Below are 16918 nucleotides of genomic sequence, written 5' to 3' on the forward strand. Positions count from 1 at the left end.
CATCGCGTAGCGACGTCCGCGGAGTGCCGGCTTTTCGCGTGATCGACACCAGTTCGGGGACGAGGGGAGCGGGCGCCGTGAGCTGGGCTGGCGTACCGAGGGCTTGATCGCGGGCGGGGCGGGGACGGCAGGGCTTACGGTGCGGGAGGGGGAGTCCACGGGAGGGGTGACGCGGTGGCTGCGGGCGTGTTGTCGGGGCGGGTCGCTGTGGTCACCGGCGCGGCGCGGGGGATCGGCCGGGCCGCGGCGGTGGCGCTGGCCGAGTCGGGCGCGGACGTGGCCGGGATGGACGTCGCCGGGCCAGTCAGCCCGATCCTGGACCTCCCGCCCGCCACCCCGGAGGACCTGGCCGAGACCGGGCGCCGGGTGACGGCGGCCGGCGCCCGCTGGTCCGCGCACGTGGCCGACCAGCGCGACATCGGGGCGGTACGCGCGTTCGCCGAGGCGGTCGAGCGGGAGCACGGCGGCGTGGACGTGCTGTTCGCCAACGCCGGCATCCAAGCGTTCGCGCCGCTGCTGGAGATGACCGACCAGCACTGGCACGACCAGATCGACGTGAACCTCACCGGCGCCGCGAACGTGCTGCGGGTGTTCGCGCCACTGCTGGTACGGCGCGGCGGCGGGCGGATCGTCATCACGTCGTCCACCCAGGGACAGCACGGCACCACGAACGGGTCCGCGTACTCGGCGTCCAAGTGGGGGCTCATTGGGCTGATGAAGTCCGCCGCGCTGGAACTCGGGCCGCACGGCGTGACGGTGAACGCGGTGATCCCGGGGCTGGTCGACACCGCGCTGACCCGGCACCGGGACCGTTACGTGCAGGCGCTGGTGGAGGCGGGGAAGTCACCGTCGGGTGACCTGGCCGAGGTGGAGCGGGAAGCGGTCGGGGCGCTGCGGGCGAAGACGCCGCTGGGCGTGCCGTGGGTGGAGCCGGAGGACGTCGCGCCGCTGGTGGTGTTCCTCGCCTCCGACGCGGCGCGCATGGTCAGCGGCACGTCGTTCGCCGCGACAGCGGGCGACAGCGCGCACGTGACCGCCTGATCCCGCCGGGCCGCCGGCGACGGCGGTCGTGGCCGGGGACGCATCGAGCCGGCGCCCCGGCCACGAGGGCCGGGGCGCCGGAGTCGCGCGTTCAGGAGCTTCGGGTCAGGAACCGTACGGCAAGGTGACCGTCGAGCTGTTGCCGACGCCGAGGATCGTGGGCGCGCCGCCGATGGCGTTCCACACCTCGACGCGTACCGTGCCGCCGGACAGATTGCCCAGCGTGCCGGTGGCCGAGAGCAGGCCCTGGGTCTGCCGGTAGCGCTCCGCGCCCGGGATCGGATCGGTGGCGAAGTACCGGTAGGTCTCCACCCGCTCGACGCTGCCGTTGCCGGTCAGGTCGTAGGAGACCCGGATCTGGACGCCGTTGCCGATCGCCGTGCCGGCGTCGACGGCCAGGTCGAAGGCGGTCGCCCCGCCGGTGTACGTGCCGGTCAGCCCGGTGGCGGTGAACACCTGCGGGTTGGTCGGCGTGCCGTCGTGGTTGCCGTTCGCCGCCGCCACGTTCACCGTGCCGGCGGTGCCGGCGGCGCCGTCCAGCCCGCCGCCCGAGCGCAGGTACCGGACCGGCTTCAGCGCGCTGCCCGTACCCGTCGGGCTGGGGCTGGCGGAGGTCGGCGTGGGACTCGCGGTGGTGGGGGTGGGGCTGGGCGTCGAGGTCGTCGGCGTGCCGGTCGGCACGGTCCCGCCGCCGGTGGCGTTGCCGCCGCTCCACGTGTACGCCCCGGACGTGGCGGTCTTGCCGGCCGGCACGGCGAGCGTGACGCCGTTGGAGAACGTGACGGTGAGCGGCCGGGCGGTGATGTTCGACGCCACGTAGGTGCGGACGCCGTTCTTGACGAACACCTTCGCCAGCGGGTGGTTCGCGGTGACCGTGGTGTCCACGGTGCCGAGCGCGGCCAGGTTGCGGATCCAGTGGAACGTGTGCGCCTTGCTCTCGCCCTCCTCGCTGGTGAACCCGCTGTTCGCGCGGAAGTTGCGCAGCGCCTGCTCGCCGTCGCCGAGGGCCAGGAACTCCCAGATGATGTCCTGCCACACCGTCGGCGGGCCGCCCTTGTTGGTGACCAGCTCGGCGTAGTTGGCCTTGACGTACTCGGGGAAGTCGCCCAGGTAGAGGTGACCGCCGGTGATCGGCAGCATGTTGATGCCCTGGATCATCTCCGGCGCCGCGGAGAACCAGGTGGAGTACGACCCGCCGTCGCCCCACACCATGCCGACCGTCTTGTGCCCGAACGCGGCCGGAAAGTTCTGGTCGTACACGTCGAACCAGTACTCGGAGATGGCCGCGGACTGGGTGGTCCACAGGTAGACCCCGGCGTCGCGCACGGCGGTGTCGCCGGTGGCCTGACCCCACTGGATCAGGGCGTTGGCGAAGTTCATCCCCTCCGACGAGGACTCCTGGTTGTTGCCGGCGAAGAACGGCGCCAGCCCGGAGGCCCAGTCGTGCCCGGCGTAGATGTCGAAGTCCCGCAGGTAGGGGAAGCGGCTGTCGGCGCGGTCGTAGTTGTTGGCGTCGCGGATGAGCAGGTCGATCATGCCGCCGTAGCGGCTGTCGTCGGCCCAGCCGGGGTCGAACTTGGCGACCGTGGCGGCGGCGGCGATGAAGTAGCCGTAGTGGAAGTGGTGGTCGTTGAGGTCCTCGTCGGAGCCGTACGAGGCGGGGTAGCCGATGAGCGTGCCCCAGTTGCGGTCGTAGTAGAAGAGCTGGCCGGTCTCGCCCGAGCTCGCGGTGAGCCAGTTGGTCAGCCGGTTCTTCATCGCGGTCACCGCCGCGTCGCGGACCGAGGTCTGCCCGAGCTGGTCGGCGATCTCGGCGATCCGGGCGGCCCGGCCGAGTCCCTTGCCGGCCCAGTACGTGTCGGTGCCGCTGACGCCTTCCGGGTTGCCCTGCTCGGCGTTCAGGTAGCCGGTGACGGTGGCCAGGTCGGCGCCGCTGGAGTCGCCGACGGCGGGCACCTCGGGCAGCACGCCGGTGAAGCGCATCGTGGTGGTGAACGACGGCACACCGGTGAGCACCCGCATGGCGCCGCGCGCCGAGACGTACGTCGGGGTGATCGGGGTGGCGCCGGTGAGGCTGCGCCACTGGTGCGGGTAGAGCGCCACCACGGTCTTCGTCTCGCTGCCCTCGCGGGGCGTGGTGGTGAACGCGTACGTGGTGCGCACCGTTCCCGCCGACGGGTCGTACGTGTAGCTCATCCGGGTGCCGGTGACGTGGGCGTGGGCGTACCGGCCGTAGGTGTCGGCCAGGGCGGCCCGGTCACCGCCGCCGGGCAGCACCGCCACCGAGAAGTACCCCTTGCCGGCCAGCGTCGAGCTGATGCCGGCGCCGTTGACGGTCCAGGTCGCGCCGGTGGGGGCGTACGCGACGTAGTCGTGGCCGTTGACCGTGAAGCCGATGGTGGCGCCGGAGTTGCGCCACACGGTGGGTGTCGCGGTGGCGGTGAGCTGCGCGGTGCCGCCGCTGACCGTGTAGTAGCTGAACGGCAGCCCGTGGCCGATGGTGGCGCGCATGGTGCGGCTGCCGTCGCTCCAGTCGGCGGTGACCGTCCAGTCGCTCCAGCCGGCGGCCTTGACCACCGGCGCCGACAGTCCGGGCATCCCGACGCGGACGTCCTCGCCGTACGGGTAGTGGAACTCGCCGACGCCGGTCGCGGTGCCGCTGATGGCGGGCGTGGTGGTGTACGACAGGCCGAGCCCGTTGTTCTCGGCCTTGAACGCCAGCGGGTGGGCGTGCAGGTTCTCGCTGCCGGCGCAGTTGTTGCGCTTCCAGATCAGCGACGACCACCAGTCGTTCGTGGGGATTGCGCCGGCGGGCGCGTCGGCGGTGGTGAAGATGCGCGGGTTGGTGTTGATCGCGCCGCAGCCCTTGGGCAGCAGGGCGCCGGGCGGCAGCGTCTCGGTGTAGCTGCCCGCGCCGACGGCGCCGGCGGTGGCGGTGCCGCCGCCGCCGACCACGGCGCCCAGCAGGCCGGCGGCCAGCACGGACGCGGCGACGAGGGCGGTCGCCCGCAGACCGCGACGGCGGGCCGGGGACGGGACGGGCGCGGTCGGGGGTACGGGGTCGGGAGAGAAGTCCCGCAGGAGGGTCATGGAGGTCCCCTTCACGAGGAGAAGGCGGGGTACGGAGTGGTGGTGCGGCAGCCGTGAGAGCGCTCTCTTGAGAAGGGACAGTAAGGTTCGGGTTACGGATCCGTCAATGTCTTGTTACTGAAGAGAGCGCTCTCCCGCACTCGCGACCGACCCTTCGATCACCTCACGAAGCGCGCTGACCAGGCTCGACGGTGCGCACGAGCGCCGCCCCGGGCCGAGGCGGCCGGGGGCGGCGTGAGGACGCGTGTGCCTACGCTGCGTCAGGCGGCGGTGGCGGCGAGGCTCCGCGCGTCGGTCCGTGCCGCGGCCGTGCCCGGCTCACCGGCGGCACCGGGCCGGCTGACGCCCGGCTGTCCGGCGACGGGCCGCGAGGCGGACTGCGGCGAGCCGGCGGACTGCCGGGGCGCCCGGGCGGCGCTCAGCCCCGCCTGCGCGTTGTTCCACGCGCCGCAGGGCCAGGCGGCCCCCGCGCAGCTCGGGCTCGCGCAGACACGTTCGGCGTCGGGCTGGTGCGCGTCTGCCACCGCGGCGGCCAGGTCCCACAGCAGCGGATCGGTCACCTCCGCGGGGCGGTCGGTGACGCGGTCTGTGCTGGCTTCGGACATGATTCGGTCCCCCTGTCGTGAACGGCCCCCACCTGTTTCCGGAAACCGCCCCGGCCAAACCTGCGCCCGCCAGGTCGCGGGCATAGGCTGGCCGTCGTGGCGAGGTACTACGACCTGCATCCGGACAACCCCCAGCCCCGCGTGATCCGGCAGGTGGTGGACCTGCTGCGCGCCGACGGGGTGATCGCGTACCCGACGGACTCCTGCTACGCGCTCGGCTGCCGGATCGGCAACCGCGACGGCGTGGAACGCATCCGCGAGATCCGGCGGCTCGACGACCGGCACCCGTTCACGCTCGTGTGCGCCGACTTCGCCCAGCTCGGCCAGTTCGTCAAGCTCAGCAACGCGGTCTTCCGCCAGGTCAAGTCCGTCATCCCGGGCAGCTACACGTTCCTGCTGCCGGCCACCGCCGAGGTGCCCCGGCGGTTGCAGGACCCGCGCCGGCGGGTGGTCGGGGCGCGCGTGCCGAGCCACACGGTGACCCAGACGCTGCTGGCCGAACTGGGTGAGCCGCTGCTGTCCAGCACGCTGCTGCTGCCCGGCGAGGACGAGCCGATGACCCAGGGCTGGGAGATCAAGGAACGGCTCGACCACCTGATCGACGCCGTGGTCGACGCCGGTGACTGCGGGCTCGAGCCGACCACCGTGGTCGACCTGTCCGGCGAGGAGCCGGAGATCCTGCGTCGCGGCGCCGGAGACCCGGCCCGCTTCGAGTAACGATCACCGATTCCGCCCCGTCCGGGCGCCGTCGTGGGGCACGGTAGGGACCCGGGGGAACGGTGACGGGGGTACGGCGTGGAAGCACTCCTGCTGATCACGGTGCTCGGCGCGACAGTGCTCGTCGGGACCACGATCGGCGGTCGCTACAGCGTCGCGCCGCCCGTGCTGCTGATCGCCATGGGCGCGCTGATCGGCCTGCTGCCGCCGTTCGACAACCTGATCCTCGAGCCCGAGGTCGTGCTGGTGCTGTTCCTCCCGGCCATCCTCTACCGGGAGAGTCTGGTCATCAGCCTGCGCGAGATCCGCGCCAACCTGGTGGTGATCATCGGCCTCGCCGTCGTGCTGGTGATCATCACGATGGCCGCTGTCGCGTTCACCGCGCAGGCTCTCGGCGTGGCGGCGTCCGCCGCCTGGGTGCTCGGCGCGGTCCTGGCCCCCACCGACGCCGCCGCCGTGGCCGGCCTGGCCAAACGGATGCCGCGCGGCATCCTCACCACGCTGCGCGCGGAGAGCCTGGTCAACGACGGTACGGCGCTCGTGCTCTTCGCCGTGGCGGCCGGCGTGATCGCGGGCGGGACGGTGCCCGGGCCGCTGCTGCTCACCGGCGAGTTCATCGGCAAGTCGGCCGGCGGCGTGGCCGCGGGACTGCTCGTCGGCGCGGTCGTGGTGCTGATCCGCAAGCACGTCGACGACCCGATGCGCGAGGGCGGGCTGAGCATCCTCACCCCGTTCGTCGCGTTCCTGCTCGCCGACGCGGTGCACGCCAGCGGCGTGCTCGCGGTGGTGGTGTCCGGACTGTTGCTGTCCTACGCCGCGCCCCGGGTGATCCGGGCCCGCTCCCGGGTCACCGCGTTCGCGTTCTGGGACCTCTCCACCTTCATGATCAACGGCGGCCTGTTCGTGCTGCTCGGCACGCAGGTGCCGCGTTCACTGCGCAGCATCACCAGCCACTCGCCGGCCGCGTCGCTCGGCATCGCGGTGCTCGTCGCCCTGGTCGTGGTGATGATCCGGCTGCTCTGGGTGCACCTGTCGGTGTCGGCGCTGCAACGGGCGGACCGGCGGGAGTCGAGCCGGGCGCGGCACTTCGACTTCCGCATGCGTACCGCGGTGGGCTGGGCCGGGTTCCGCGGCGCCGTCTCGCTCGCGGCGGCGCTGGCCGTGCCGGTCACCATGCACGACGGAAGCAACGTGCGCGAACGCGATCTGATCATCTTCGTGACCGTGGTGGTGATCGTGCTGATCATGCTGGTGCAGGGCACCACGCTGCCCGCGGTCGTGAGCTGGGCCGGCCTGACCGGCGACCGGGAACGCGACGACGAGGTGCGCTGGGCCCGGATCCGGGCCACCGAGGCAGCCCTGGAGGCGCTGCCCCGGGCCGCCAGCGACGTAGGTGCCACCCAGGACACGGTGGACCGGCTGCGCGCCGACTACGAGGACCACCTGGCCGCCGCGCGCGACCCCGGCGGCGAGGAGGCGGAGGGGGAGCGGGAGATGGCCCGCCGGCTGCGGCTGCGGGTGCTCGACCACAAGCGGCAGGAGATCACCCGGCTGCGCAACACCAGGCAGATCGACGACGTGGTGCTGCGGCAGCTCCAGGCGGCCATCGACATCGAGGAGATCCGCCTGCTCGGGCCGGAGATGGAGGAGTGAACCGGCCGCCATCCGGAGAGGGTGGCGGCCGGCGTGGCTCAGCGCGCGTCGACAGCGACGACCGTGTACGGGGTGGTCGGAGTCGGCGGGGTGGTGAACCGGCCGTTCGGCAGGTAGAGCCGGCCGAGCGCGGCGGCCACCGTGGTCGGCACGTCGAAGCCCGGGTCGGTGATGACGCCTCGGGCGACGCCGGCCGTGCCGGCGCGGTTCAGGTCGACCACGGCGACCTGGTTGAGGAAATTCTGCACCACGTACAGCCTGCGGCCGAGCAGCAGCAGGCCGTCACCGTTGAGGAAGGTGGCGCCCGGCACGTCGACGGCGGTGGCGACGCCGGTGGCCGGGTCCACCCGGAACAGCGTGCCGGTGTTCGACTGCACGACGATCAGCGCGCGCCCGTCCGGGGTGGGCGCGATGCCGTTGAGGTTGACGCCGGTGCCGCTCTGCTGGAAGTCACCGGTGAGCGGCAGCGTCGTGAAACCGCCGGCGGGCGGCAGCGTGCCGCCGCGTCCGAGCGGCAGGCGGTAGAGCACCGGCCGGTTCGAGTCGGTGAACCAGGCGGCGTCGCGGGTGAGCGTCACGTCGTTGACGAACGTCGGCGCCTCGGCGAACCGGTAGCTCGCGAGCACGGCGCCGGTGCGGGTGTCGACGACCCGGGCGTCCCCGGCGGTGCCGCCGGCGACGAAGAGCCGGCCCCGCGCGTCGACCTTCAGGCCGAGCGACGGGGTGCCGGTGGCGGGGCTGACCTGCTTGCCCGCCCCGGTGATCAGGTCGGCGCGGTAGATCTCACCGGTGGCCCGCGACCCGAACCAGGCGTAGCGGCCGGCGGCGGCGACGCCCTCCGGCGCGAAGCCGTCCGGCAGCGCGATCACGCTCGGGCGGCGGTCGTGGGCGGCGGCGGGGGCCGGGGCGGCGGTGGTGACGAGGGTGGCGGCCAAGGCGACGCCGAGGACGGTCCTGATGCGTCGGTTCACTGTGGTCCTTCCGGACGAAACGGTGGAACAGGACCTGCCCCACTGTACGGTCGCCGGCCGGCGACCGCCGGGGACGCGACCCGGCACGGGACTCCCGTGCCGGGTCGCGCCGACTGTCAGCCGGCCGCGCAGGCCGGCGTGCCGGAGGGCGCCGTGCCGGTGCCCTGGAATCCGAACTCGGTGGTGCCACCGGCACCGACCTGGCGGTTGTAGTCCACGTTGCGGAACGTCACCGCGCCGGTGGTGCCGCTGGCCTGGGCGCTCCAGGTGTTCGTGACCGCCGAGCCCGAGGGCACGGTGAGCGACACGGTCCACCCGTTGAGCCCGCTGGAACCCGCGGTGATCCGTACGTTGGTGACGAAGCCGCCCGGCCACTGGTTGGTGGTGATCGTGGCGGTGCAGGCGCCGGTCGGCGGCGGAGTCGTCGTCGGCGGCTCACTGGTCGGCGGCGTGCTGGTCGGCGGCGTCGAGGTGGGCGGGGTGCTGGTCGGCGGCGCGGTGGTGGGCGGCGGGGTGCCGCCCTCGTTGAGCGCGTTCAGCACGGCGGTGTACGCCTGCTTCTTGTTGCCGCTGCCGTCGAACAGCAGCGGGGTGCCGCTGGCCCGCCACGAGTCGGTGTCGCGGATGCCCCACACGGTGATGCCGTTGCAGCGCGCCACGGCCAGGCAGTCCCGGGTCACGTTGCCGTACGAGGTGGCCTGGCTGCTGCCGGAGCCCTCGATGTCCAGCTCGGTGATCTGCACGTCGACGCCGAGCGCGGCGAAGTTCTGCAGCGTGGTGCGGTAGTTGCTCGGGTACGGCGACCCGCTGTTGAAGTGCGACTGGAGGCCGACGCAGTCGATCGGCACGCCCCGGGACTTGAAGTCCCGCACCATGTTGTAGACGCCCTGGGTCTTGGCCCAGCTCCAGTTGTCGATGTTGTAGTCGTTGTAGCAGAGCTTGGCGCCCGGGTCGGCGGCGCGCGCGGCACGGAACGCGGCCTCGATCCAGTCGTTGCCGGTCTGCTGGAGGTTCGAGTTGCGGCGGGCGCCGCTGTTGCCGTCGTCGAACGCCTCGTTCACCACGTCCCAGGAGTGGATCTTGCCCCGGTAGTGGGTGGCGACCTGGGTGACGTGGTTGATCATCGCGTCGCGCAACGCGCTGCCGGACAGGCTTCCCGTCCACCCGGGCTGCTGCTGGTGCCAGAGCAGCGCGTGGCCGCGTACCCGCATGCCGTTGGCCTGGGCGTGCGCGACGAGCCGGTCGCCGTTGGTGAAGTTGAACTGGTTCCGGGACGGCTCGGTGGCGTCCCATTTCATCTCGTTCTCGGCGGTGACCATGTTGAACTCGCGGTTCAGGATGCCGACGTACGTGCTGTCGGACAACTTGTTCACCGCCACCGCCGTGCCGAAGTACCGGCCCTGCTCCGCCGCCGACGCGCCGAGCGTCGTGCCGGCGCTGGCGCTGGTCGCCACCGCTATCGTGGCGGCGACCATCGCGGCCCCCGCCACCATCGCGACCACAGCGGTCCGCGGGCGTGACCGGGCTGCCGCGCTCCCGCTGCCGCGGGCGAGCACCTTGTCCATCTGAACGCCTCTCTAGCCTGTCAATGGGATCGGCTCGCCTCGGCCACCGCCCGCCACGATGTCGGCTCCGCGCGGTCGCCCGGTGGCCGCGCCAACTCGGGGAGCGACTCCCCGGCACATCGTGAGTGGATCGAAGCGAATCTCTGCCCGGAGCCTACCGGAAGCGTTCCGAAAACTTAATCACCTCGATGCGTCGACATCGGGGCACGCGGTGGCGGGTGGAGGGCGGGAATCCGAGGGCGGGCGCGGGGGGACGGGCGCGCGCACCGCCCGCCGCGACTCCGGAAGTTTCGGGAATCGCCGGTTCTGCCGGTTGAGTGGATCGCGCCTGCGGGCTGATGCTGTGCCAATCGACCGTAGACGATGGAGGAGGTCCCGGAGGATGCGCCGACCCGCGCTCGTCGTACTCGTCCTCGCCGTCCTGCTGACCGGCGCTCCGGCGGTCGCCCGGGCCGGCGTCGCCACTCCACCGGCCGGGCCCGCCGCGCTCGCCGGGATCCGCACGCCCGGCACCGCCTGGGAGCACGACCCGGCCACCGGCCGGCTCACGGTCACCGCCGACGACACGGTACGCGGCAGCGAGCTGGCCGCGCTGCGCCGGACCGCGGCCCGGGCCGGCGCGGTGCTGCGCCACGAACCCGGGCGGCTGCGTACGCTCATCGCCGCCGGTCAGGCGATCTACGGCGGCGGCGGGCGCTGTTCACTGGGCGCGAACGTGCGCAGCGGCGCCACCTGGTACTTCGTCACCGCCGGACACTGCACGCGCCTCGCCGCCACCTGGTACGCCGACAGCGCCCGCACGACGGTGCTGGGCAGCCGGACCGGCAGCAGCTTCCCCGGCAACGACTACGGCGTGGTCCGCTACACCGGAACCGCCGCCCACCCGAGCGCGATCCACACCTACCCGGGGCAGGTCACCGTAACCGCCGCCGGCAGCGCGTACGTCGGGCAGGCGGTCTGCCGCAGCGGCGCCACCACGGGCGTACGGTGCGGCACCGTCACCGGGCTGAACGCCACAGTCAACTACGCCGAGGGCAGCGTCACCGGGCTGATCCGCACGAACATCTGCGCCGAGCCGGGGGACAGCGGCGGACCGCTCTACGTGGCCGCGACCGGCGTCGTCCTCGGCGTGCTGTCCGGCGGCAGTGGCAACTGCACGAGCGGTGGCACCAGCTACTACCAGCCGATCCTGGAGATCCTCGCCGCCTACGGCCTGACCGTCCCCTGACCGGCCGCGCGGGCGGCCCGCCGCGCCGCCCGCGCGCAGTTGCGCCGTCCGGTCAGGCGTCGCCGGGTACGGCCATCTCGCCCAGGCGCGACCAGTCCTGCTGCGGCACCGTCACGTTGACGATCCGGGGCGTCTCGGCCAGGTGTGGCGGCAGCGTGCGCTGGGCTTCGCGGAAGTGCTCCGACTGCACGTGCGCCGCGCCCGCCTCGTCGTCGCGGAACGCCTCGACCAGCACGTACTCGGTCGGGTCGTCCAGGCTGCGGGACCAGTCGAACCACAGGCAGCCGGGCTCGGCCCGGGTCGCGGCGGTGAAGTCGGCGGCGATCCGCGGCCAGTTGTCGGCGTCTTCGGGGCGGACCCGGAACTTGGCGGTAATGAAGATCATGGGATCAGGCTACCCAGGGCCGCCGGTGACCCGCGCCCGATCAGCTCTTGGCCGCCGGGCCGAGCAGTTCGGCCGCCCGCCGGTCGGCGAACGCGGTGACCGCCTGCTGCCCGGCGCCGAACACGATGGCCAGGCCCAGCAGCGCGGCGGTGCTGCTCACACTGGTCTCCACCAGGCCGCCGATGACCAGCATGATGCCGACCACCGCCACCAGCGGGCCGACCGCGAGCTTGAGCAGCCCCTGCTGGAACGGCAGCTTGTAGGGCAGCCCGCCGGACCGGGACGTGATCATCGACGGCAGCGCGCTGAGGAACGCGCCGAGCGCCCCGGCGATCAGCACGAAGAACAGCAGCCGCCAGGCCGGTACGCCACCGGCGTCGGTCGGCGCCTCCAGCAGCCGGACGTCGTGGCTGAGCCACTGCACCAGCACCACGAGGATCTCCGCCACCAGCGCGAACACCGACAGCCCCAGCATCCGGTTGCGCAGCCGCCGCGCCGACTCGTGGAACTCGTCGGACGCGGAGTGAAAGCGCAGCAGCAGCGCCTGCACCCGGGCGCGCAGCAACTCCACGGGCACCCCGCCGGTCGCGGTGTCGAGGTCGCTGAGCACCTTGTCGTCGGCCGGCAGCACCTGCGCCGCCGCGCTGCGGTACGCCGGCAGCAGCCCGGTCAGCTCGTCCGAACTGCGCAGCGCCACCATGGCCCGCTCCACCGAGTGGATCGTCTGCCACGCGTACTCCAGGTTGCCGCCGCGCAACCACTCGACCACGCCGCTGCGTCCGAGCACCACCTCCACCCGGGACAGCTGCGCGCGCAGCGCCTCGGCCCGATCGGGGTCGCGCGCGGACAGCACCGCGAGCTGCTGGTACAGGTCGTCGAGTTTGGTCCGTACGCGGACCTGCCACACCGCGCCGGGAACCGGCGCGGCGGGCCGGGACGGCCCGCCCTCCGGCGTGTTCCGGGGCTCGGGTATGGCCTCCGGCTGGGTCTCCTGCTCGATCATCGTGCCCCACCTCTTTCCCCCACGCCGCCCGGACCTGCTACCAGTATTCGCAGGTCAGAGCCATAATGGCTAGAGCACACCGGACAGTCGACCCGGCTCGCGGAGGCGGCGGATCCGGCCCGACGGACGAGGCCGGAGCGCTCGGGCGGTCGGTAGCCTGAGCCGGTGACCGTCTACGCCCTCGCGCAGCTCACCATCCACGACCGGGCGCGCTACGACAGGTATGCCGCCGCCTTCCCGCCGGTGCTGGCCCGCTACGGCGGTCGGCTGCTCGCCGCCGACACCAGCCCGCGCGTGGTCGAGGGGGAGTGGCCGCACCACAAGGCGGTGCTGTTGTCGTTCGACAGCCGGGAGGACTTCGAGCGCTGGTCCACCTCGCCGGAGTACCGGGAGATCTCCCGGGACCGGGAGGCGGCCACCGAGGGCGTGGTCCTGCTGCTCGACGGGATCGGTCACGCCTGGCCGGCCTGACGACCGGTCAGAGCCGGTGGCGTACCCACACGTTGGGCTCCACGTACGCGGCGTGGTCGTGGTGGACGTCGACGAGCACCGGCGTCAACGCACCCGGCACCCGCACCGGCCCGGAGGTGTCGAACGGCAGCCCGGTCCAGCGCCGCCAGTCCGCGAGCGTCCCGGTCACCGTCATCGACCGGGGCGCGACCCGCTCGATCACCCCGCCCGCCCGCACGTGCACCCGCAGCCACGGATCGGCCGGCAGGCCGTCGGGGCGGCGGCGGGCCGCGTACTCGGTCATCGGCACGTCCGGGGCGTCGGCCTTGCCGTTCGGGCGCACCGGCGCCACCAGCGTGTCGAACCCGGCGCGGGCCACCGCCGCGCGCATGGCCGCGAGCATCAGCCCGGACACCCCGCCGCCGCGCCGGTCCGGGCGCACGCAGATCTCCAGCGCGGACACCAGGTTGGGGGTGGACCCGGTGAGCCGGCCGAGCGTGGCCCGCTGGATCACCCGGTCCCAGCCGCCGTCGGGCAGCTCGTCCTCCGTCCAGCGCAACGGCGCCGCGTAGCCCCGGGCGACGGCCCGGCCCGGCTCGGCCGGGTCGACGGCGGCGAAGACGAACTCGGGGTACGTCTCGTGTGCGACGCCGTAGTAGAGCGCGCCCATCGGATCCCAGAGCATGAACGGCGGCCAGGCGCCGTCGAAGTCGGTGTCGAGCAGCGGCGCCAGGTCGGGCCGCTGCGCCAGGGTCACGATCTCCAGAGTCACGCCGGGGAGGCTAGAGCCGCGTGGCCCGGACCGCACGCCGTTTTGTCCGCGCCGCTGGTTAGGCTGCCGGCATGGCAGATCCGTTCCGGGTGCGCGTCACCGTGCGCGGCTACGAACTCGACACGCAGGGGCACCTCAACCAGGCGGTCTACCTCCAGTACGCCGAGCACGCCCGTTGGGAGTGCCTGCGCGCCTCCGGCATCGGCCAGGACCGGCTGATCGCCGGCGGCGTCGGGCCGGTCGCGCTGGAGGTGACTGTGCGTTACCTGCGGGAGTTGCGCGGCGGCGACGAGGTCGACGTGACCTGCGAGTTCCACTGGGGCGAGGGCAAGACGTTCCGGATCGGCCAGGAGTTCACCCGCGCGGACGGCACCCCCGTCGCCTCGGTGTCCGGCGTCGGCGGCCTGCTCGACCTCGCCGAACGGCGGCTGGTGCCCGACCCGCGCGAGCGGTTCCGGGCACTGGCCACCGACCCCGCGCCGATGAGCCTGTAGCGCCCGGTCAGCCCGCCGCGCGCAGGTGGGCGAGCACTGCCAGCACCCGCCGGTTGGTGTCCTCGTCCGGCGGCAGGCCGAGCTTGGCCAGGATGTTGCCCACGTGCTTGCCGATCGCCGCCTCGGTCACGTGCAGCCGCGCCGCGATCGCGCTGTTGGAGTGGCCCTCGGCGACCAGGCCCAGCACCTCCCGCTCCCGGGGGGACAGCGCGCCGAGCGGGTCGCGCGGGCGGCGCAGCAGGTGCCGCACCACGTCCGGGTCGACGGCGGTGCCGCCGGCCGCCACCCGGCGCAGCGTCGCGGCGAACTCCTCGACGTCCGCCACCCGGTCCTTGAGCAGGTAGCCGACCCGGTTGCCGTCGCCGCTGTCGAGCAGCGCGGCGGCGTACCCGCTCTGCACGTGCTGGCTGAGCACCACCACGGCGAGGTCCGGGCGTTCGGCGCGCAGCGCGACCGCCGCCCGCAGGCCGTCGTCGCGGTGCTGCGGCGGCATCCGGATGTCGGTCACCAGCAGGTCGGGCCGGTGGGTGCGGACCGCGTCGAGCAGGTCCGGGGCGGAGCCGACGGCGGCGTCCACAGCGAAACCGAACCGGGTCAGCAGGCCCACCAGACCCTCCCGGAGCAGCACCTCGTCCTCGGCCAGGACGACCCGGATCACGGACGGCACGGCAGCTCCACCCGCACGAGGGTAGGCCCACCGGGCGGGCTGGACAGCAGCAGCCGCCCGTCCACCGCCGCCACCCGGTCCGCGAGCCCGGTCAGACCGGTGCCGCGCGCCGGGTCGGCGCCGCCCCGGCCGTCGTCGCGCACCTCCACCACCAGCAGTCGTTCGTCGCGGATCAGGCGCACCTGCGCCCGGGTCGCCCCGGAGTGCCGGGCCACGTTGCCGAGCGTCTCCGAGACCACGTACCAGGCGGTGGTCTGCACCAGGTCCGGCACCGGGCGGGTCAGGTCGGCGTGCACGGTGACCGGGACGACCGACCGGGCGGCCAGATCACCGACGGCGGCGGCCAGGCCGAGTTCGGTGAGCTGCTGCGGGCGGATGCCCTGGACGATCCCGCGCAACGTCACCATCAGCTCCTTGGCCTGCTCGTGCGCCGCCGCGAGCGGCTTCGCCGCCGGGGAGCCGTCCGGCACGTCGAGGCGGGCCAGCCCGAGCTGGAGGGTGAGGCTGGTCAGGCGCGGCTGCACGCCGTCGTGCACGTCCCGCTCGACGCGGCGGCGCTCGGCCTCGTAGGCGCTCACCAGGCGGGCCCGGGACCGGGTCACCTCGCGCAGCGCCGTCCCGCCGGGCGCGTCGTCGAGCAGCAGGCGGGTCACCGCCGCCTGGGCCGCGACGAGCAGACCGGCCAGGTAGACCAGCGCGGGGACCGCCAGCAGACCGGCGACCGCGTACGGCACCGCCTCGGCGGGGGAGTCGACAGTGGCCCAGATCAGCACGATGCGGTGCTCATCGCCGGCCAGCCACGGACCGGCCACCAGCGCCACGTCCAGCAGCACGAGCAGACCGAACATCCCGTACGCCAGCGGCACCGCCACACCCAGCACCTGTTAGAACATTACAATTCAGATAGATAAACTGCGGTGGAGCAGGATCAAGGCCTTCGTGGCCAGAGCGCCCGCTCGGGGTAAACTTTGTCAAGCGGTTCAAGTGCAAAGGTTGTAGGTACAACTCTCCGGCTAACGACGTTCGCAGTGGTAGACCCCTGTCAGGATACAGATTGCTAACGACCATGCACATTAGCACCCGTCCGTGCATGGTATTTGATTAGGAATCGGTCACCGGGCGGTCGTCGACCAGGCCGAGACGCCACCGCTCGACGGCCGCCACCGGCGCGCCGGCCAGCGGCGCGAGCGCCACCACCGCCAGCGCCAGCACGGCCAGCACCGCCAGCGCCGTGGCGTCGACCGGGCGGCCCCGCCGCAGCGCGCCGGCCACCAGCAGCAGCGGCGCGGCGACCACCGCCGCGCCGAGCGCCGCCGCGCCGGCCAGGGGCAGGGTCGTGACGGCGTACGCCAGGGCCCGCCACGGCCACGCGGACAGCAGGTAGCGGCGGCGGCGCAACGCTGCCGCCAGCCCGTGATCAACGGTCATGCCGTGACGCTAGCCAGACCCCGCCGCCCTTCCCAGCCATCCAGGCCCCATCCGCGGGTAGGTCTGGCCCTACCTCGAACCGGCCCGCCACGCCCCGTGCGCCGGGGCGCCCCGAGACGGTGCACTCGTCGGGTGAGAAACCGTCTCGCGGGCGCCTGCTGGCTGCTCGCCGCCGTGTCGTTCCTGACCGCCAACGTCCTCGTCGGCCTGGCCTGGGACCAGCCCCGGTTCAGCTGGGCCGAGCACAACATCAGCGACCTCGGCAACGTGACCTGCGGCGTGTGGGACACCAGCCGGCCGCGTCCGGTCTGCTCACCGTGGCACGCGGGCATGAACGCCGTGTTCGTCGGCGCCGGGCTGCTGCTCGCGGTCGGCGCGCTGCTCGCGCGCCGGGCGCTGCGCCCGGGCCGCGCCGCGACCGTCACCGTGGCGTCGGCAGTGGCCGCCGGGTCCGGGTACGTGCTGGCCGGTCTCTACCCGGCCGACGTGGACGAGAACCTGCACGTGCTCGGCGCGCTGCTGGTCTTCGCGCTCGGCAACGCGGCGCTGCTGGCCGCCGCGCTCGGCAGGTCGCCGCTGCTGGGTGAGCTGCGGACCGTCAGCGCGGTCCTGGGTCTGCTCGGCCTGGCCGGCACCGTGCTGTTCCTGGCCCGGGTGGACGCCGGCATCGGCGTGGGCGGCATGGAGCGTGTCGCCGTGTTCCCGTTGTTCGCCTGGGTGACGGCGGCCGGGCTGCGGCTGCTCGGGTTCCGTCGGTCCCGGCCCCTATCCTGACCGGATGGAGCTGGCGTTCAGCGGCGAGGTGTGGTTCTGGCGCGGCCCGGCGCCGTACCACTTCGTCACGGTGCC

The 16918-nt window shown here is 73.3% G+C and carries 17 protein-coding genes; 7 read left to right on the forward strand and 10 right to left on the reverse strand.

The annotated features are described in order from the left end of the window. The first annotated feature begins 174 nt into the window (after positions 1 to 174). A complete protein-coding gene (locus tag MCBG_RS03450) occupies positions 175 to 1041 on the forward strand; it encodes an SDR family NAD(P)-dependent oxidoreductase (RefSeq protein WP_043323809.1) in 867 nt (288 codons plus the stop codon). A gap of 105 nt (positions 1042 to 1146) precedes the next feature. Here MCBG_RS03450 and MCBG_RS03455 read toward each other — a convergent pair whose 3' ends face one another. Together MCBG_RS03455 and MCBG_RS03460 are read right to left on the reverse strand one after the other, a co-directional pair. Continuing rightward, entirely contained in the window at positions 1147 to 4131 is a 2985-nt protein-coding gene (locus tag MCBG_RS03455; RefSeq protein ID WP_043323810.1) for a glycosyl hydrolase, read from the reverse strand. 260 nt (positions 4132 to 4391) lie between these two features. Beyond that, on the reverse strand, positions 4392 to 4736 hold the full coding sequence (locus MCBG_RS03460; RefSeq protein ID WP_043323812.1) for a hypothetical protein: 345 nt from the start codon (positions 4734 to 4736) through the stop codon (positions 4392 to 4394). A gap of 96 nt (positions 4737 to 4832) precedes the next feature. Here MCBG_RS03460 and MCBG_RS03465 point away from each other — a divergent pair, with 96 nt between their 5' ends. Together MCBG_RS03465 and MCBG_RS03470 are read left to right on the forward strand one after the other, a co-directional pair. Beyond that, on the forward strand, positions 4833 to 5453 hold the full coding sequence (locus tag MCBG_RS03465) for an L-threonylcarbamoyladenylate synthase (RefSeq protein ID WP_043323814.1): 621 nt from the start codon (positions 4833 to 4835) through the stop codon (positions 5451 to 5453). A gap of 78 nt (positions 5454 to 5531) precedes the next feature. Further along, entirely contained in the window at positions 5532 to 7106 is a 1575-nt protein-coding gene (locus MCBG_RS03470; RefSeq protein WP_181373756.1) for a Na+/H+ antiporter, read from the forward strand. 38 nt (positions 7107 to 7144) lie between these two features. On the opposite strand, the gene MCBG_RS03475 is transcribed toward MCBG_RS03470, so the two are convergent. Both MCBG_RS03475 and MCBG_RS03480 read right to left on the reverse strand, forming a co-directional pair. Continuing rightward, a complete protein-coding gene (locus MCBG_RS03475) occupies positions 7145 to 8077 on the reverse strand; it encodes an NHL repeat-containing protein (protein ID WP_043323816.1) in 933 nt (310 codons plus the stop codon). A gap of 116 nt (positions 8078 to 8193) precedes the next feature. Further along, positions 8194 to 9642, reverse strand: coding sequence for a glycoside hydrolase family 10 protein (locus MCBG_RS03480; RefSeq protein WP_043323818.1), 1449 nt, complete (start codon positions 9640 to 9642; stop codon positions 8194 to 8196). A gap of 382 nt (positions 9643 to 10024) precedes the next feature. Between MCBG_RS03480 and MCBG_RS03485 the strand changes: the two genes are divergently transcribed. Continuing rightward, on the forward strand, positions 10025 to 10870 hold the full coding sequence (locus tag MCBG_RS03485) for a S1 family peptidase (RefSeq protein WP_043323820.1): 846 nt from the start codon (positions 10025 to 10027) through the stop codon (positions 10868 to 10870). 52 nt (positions 10871 to 10922) lie between these two features. Here MCBG_RS03485 and MCBG_RS03490 read toward each other — a convergent pair whose 3' ends face one another. After that, the gene (locus tag MCBG_RS03490; RefSeq protein WP_043323822.1) at positions 10923 to 11255 is read right to left on the reverse strand and encodes a putative quinol monooxygenase; all 333 of its coding nucleotides are present in this window, start codon (positions 11253 to 11255) and stop codon (positions 10923 to 10925) included. Between the two features lie 40 nt (positions 11256 to 11295). Beyond that, complete coding sequence (locus tag MCBG_RS03495; protein WP_043323823.1) at positions 11296 to 12258, reverse strand: hypothetical protein; 963 nt, start codon at positions 12256 to 12258, stop codon at positions 11296 to 11298. Between the two features lie 165 nt (positions 12259 to 12423). On the opposite strand from MCBG_RS03495, the gene MCBG_RS03500 reads away from it, so the two are divergent. Further along, positions 12424 to 12729: a DUF1330 domain-containing protein gene (locus tag MCBG_RS03500; RefSeq protein WP_043323825.1), complete on the forward strand. Its 306-nt coding sequence runs from the start codon at positions 12424 to 12426 to the stop codon at positions 12727 to 12729. A gap of 7 nt (positions 12730 to 12736) precedes the next feature. On the opposite strand, the gene MCBG_RS03505 is transcribed toward MCBG_RS03500, so the two are convergent. Next, positions 12737 to 13480 (reverse strand): hypothetical protein, encoded by a 744-nt coding sequence (locus MCBG_RS03505; RefSeq protein ID WP_043323827.1) that lies wholly within the window; start codon positions 13478 to 13480, stop codon positions 12737 to 12739. A 71-nt stretch (positions 13481 to 13551) separates the two neighbouring features. Between MCBG_RS03505 and MCBG_RS03510 the strand changes: the two genes are divergently transcribed. Next, positions 13552 to 13974 carry an acyl-CoA thioesterase gene (locus MCBG_RS03510; protein WP_043323829.1) on the forward strand — a complete coding sequence of 141 codons (423 nt, stop codon included), beginning with the start codon at positions 13552 to 13554 and terminating at the stop codon, positions 13972 to 13974. A 7-nt stretch (positions 13975 to 13981) separates the two neighbouring features. On the opposite strand, the gene MCBG_RS03515 is transcribed toward MCBG_RS03510, so the two are convergent. The 3 genes from MCBG_RS03515 to MCBG_RS03525 all read right to left on the reverse strand — a co-directional run bounded on the left by MCBG_RS03515 (position 13982) and on the right by MCBG_RS03525 (position 16069). After that, positions 13982 to 14641 (reverse strand): response regulator transcription factor, encoded by a 660-nt coding sequence (locus MCBG_RS03515; protein WP_043323831.1) that lies wholly within the window; start codon positions 14639 to 14641, stop codon positions 13982 to 13984. Then, positions 14629 to 15522 carry a sensor histidine kinase gene (locus MCBG_RS03520; RefSeq protein ID WP_223201040.1) on the reverse strand — a complete coding sequence of 298 codons (894 nt, stop codon included), beginning with the start codon at positions 15520 to 15522 and terminating at the stop codon, positions 14629 to 14631. Before MCBG_RS03520 ends, MCBG_RS03515 begins: the two co-directional genes overlap by 13 nt. A 220-nt stretch (positions 15523 to 15742) precedes the next feature. Then, on the reverse strand, positions 15743 to 16069 hold the full coding sequence (locus MCBG_RS03525; RefSeq protein ID WP_223201041.1) for a hypothetical protein: 327 nt from the start codon (positions 16067 to 16069) through the stop codon (positions 15743 to 15745). Positions 16070 to 16201: 132 nt separating this feature from the next. Here MCBG_RS03525 and MCBG_RS03530 point away from each other — a divergent pair, with 132 nt between their 5' ends. Continuing rightward, positions 16202 to 16843, forward strand: coding sequence for a DUF998 domain-containing protein (locus MCBG_RS03530; protein ID WP_043323837.1), 642 nt, complete (start codon positions 16202 to 16204; stop codon positions 16841 to 16843). The last annotated feature ends 75 nt before the right edge of the window (positions 16844 to 16918 follow it).

Source organism: Micromonospora sp. M42 (assembly GCF_000568915.1).
In the GTDB taxonomy this organism is placed as follows: domain Bacteria; phylum Actinomycetota; class Actinomycetes; order Mycobacteriales; family Micromonosporaceae; genus Micromonospora; species Micromonospora chalcea.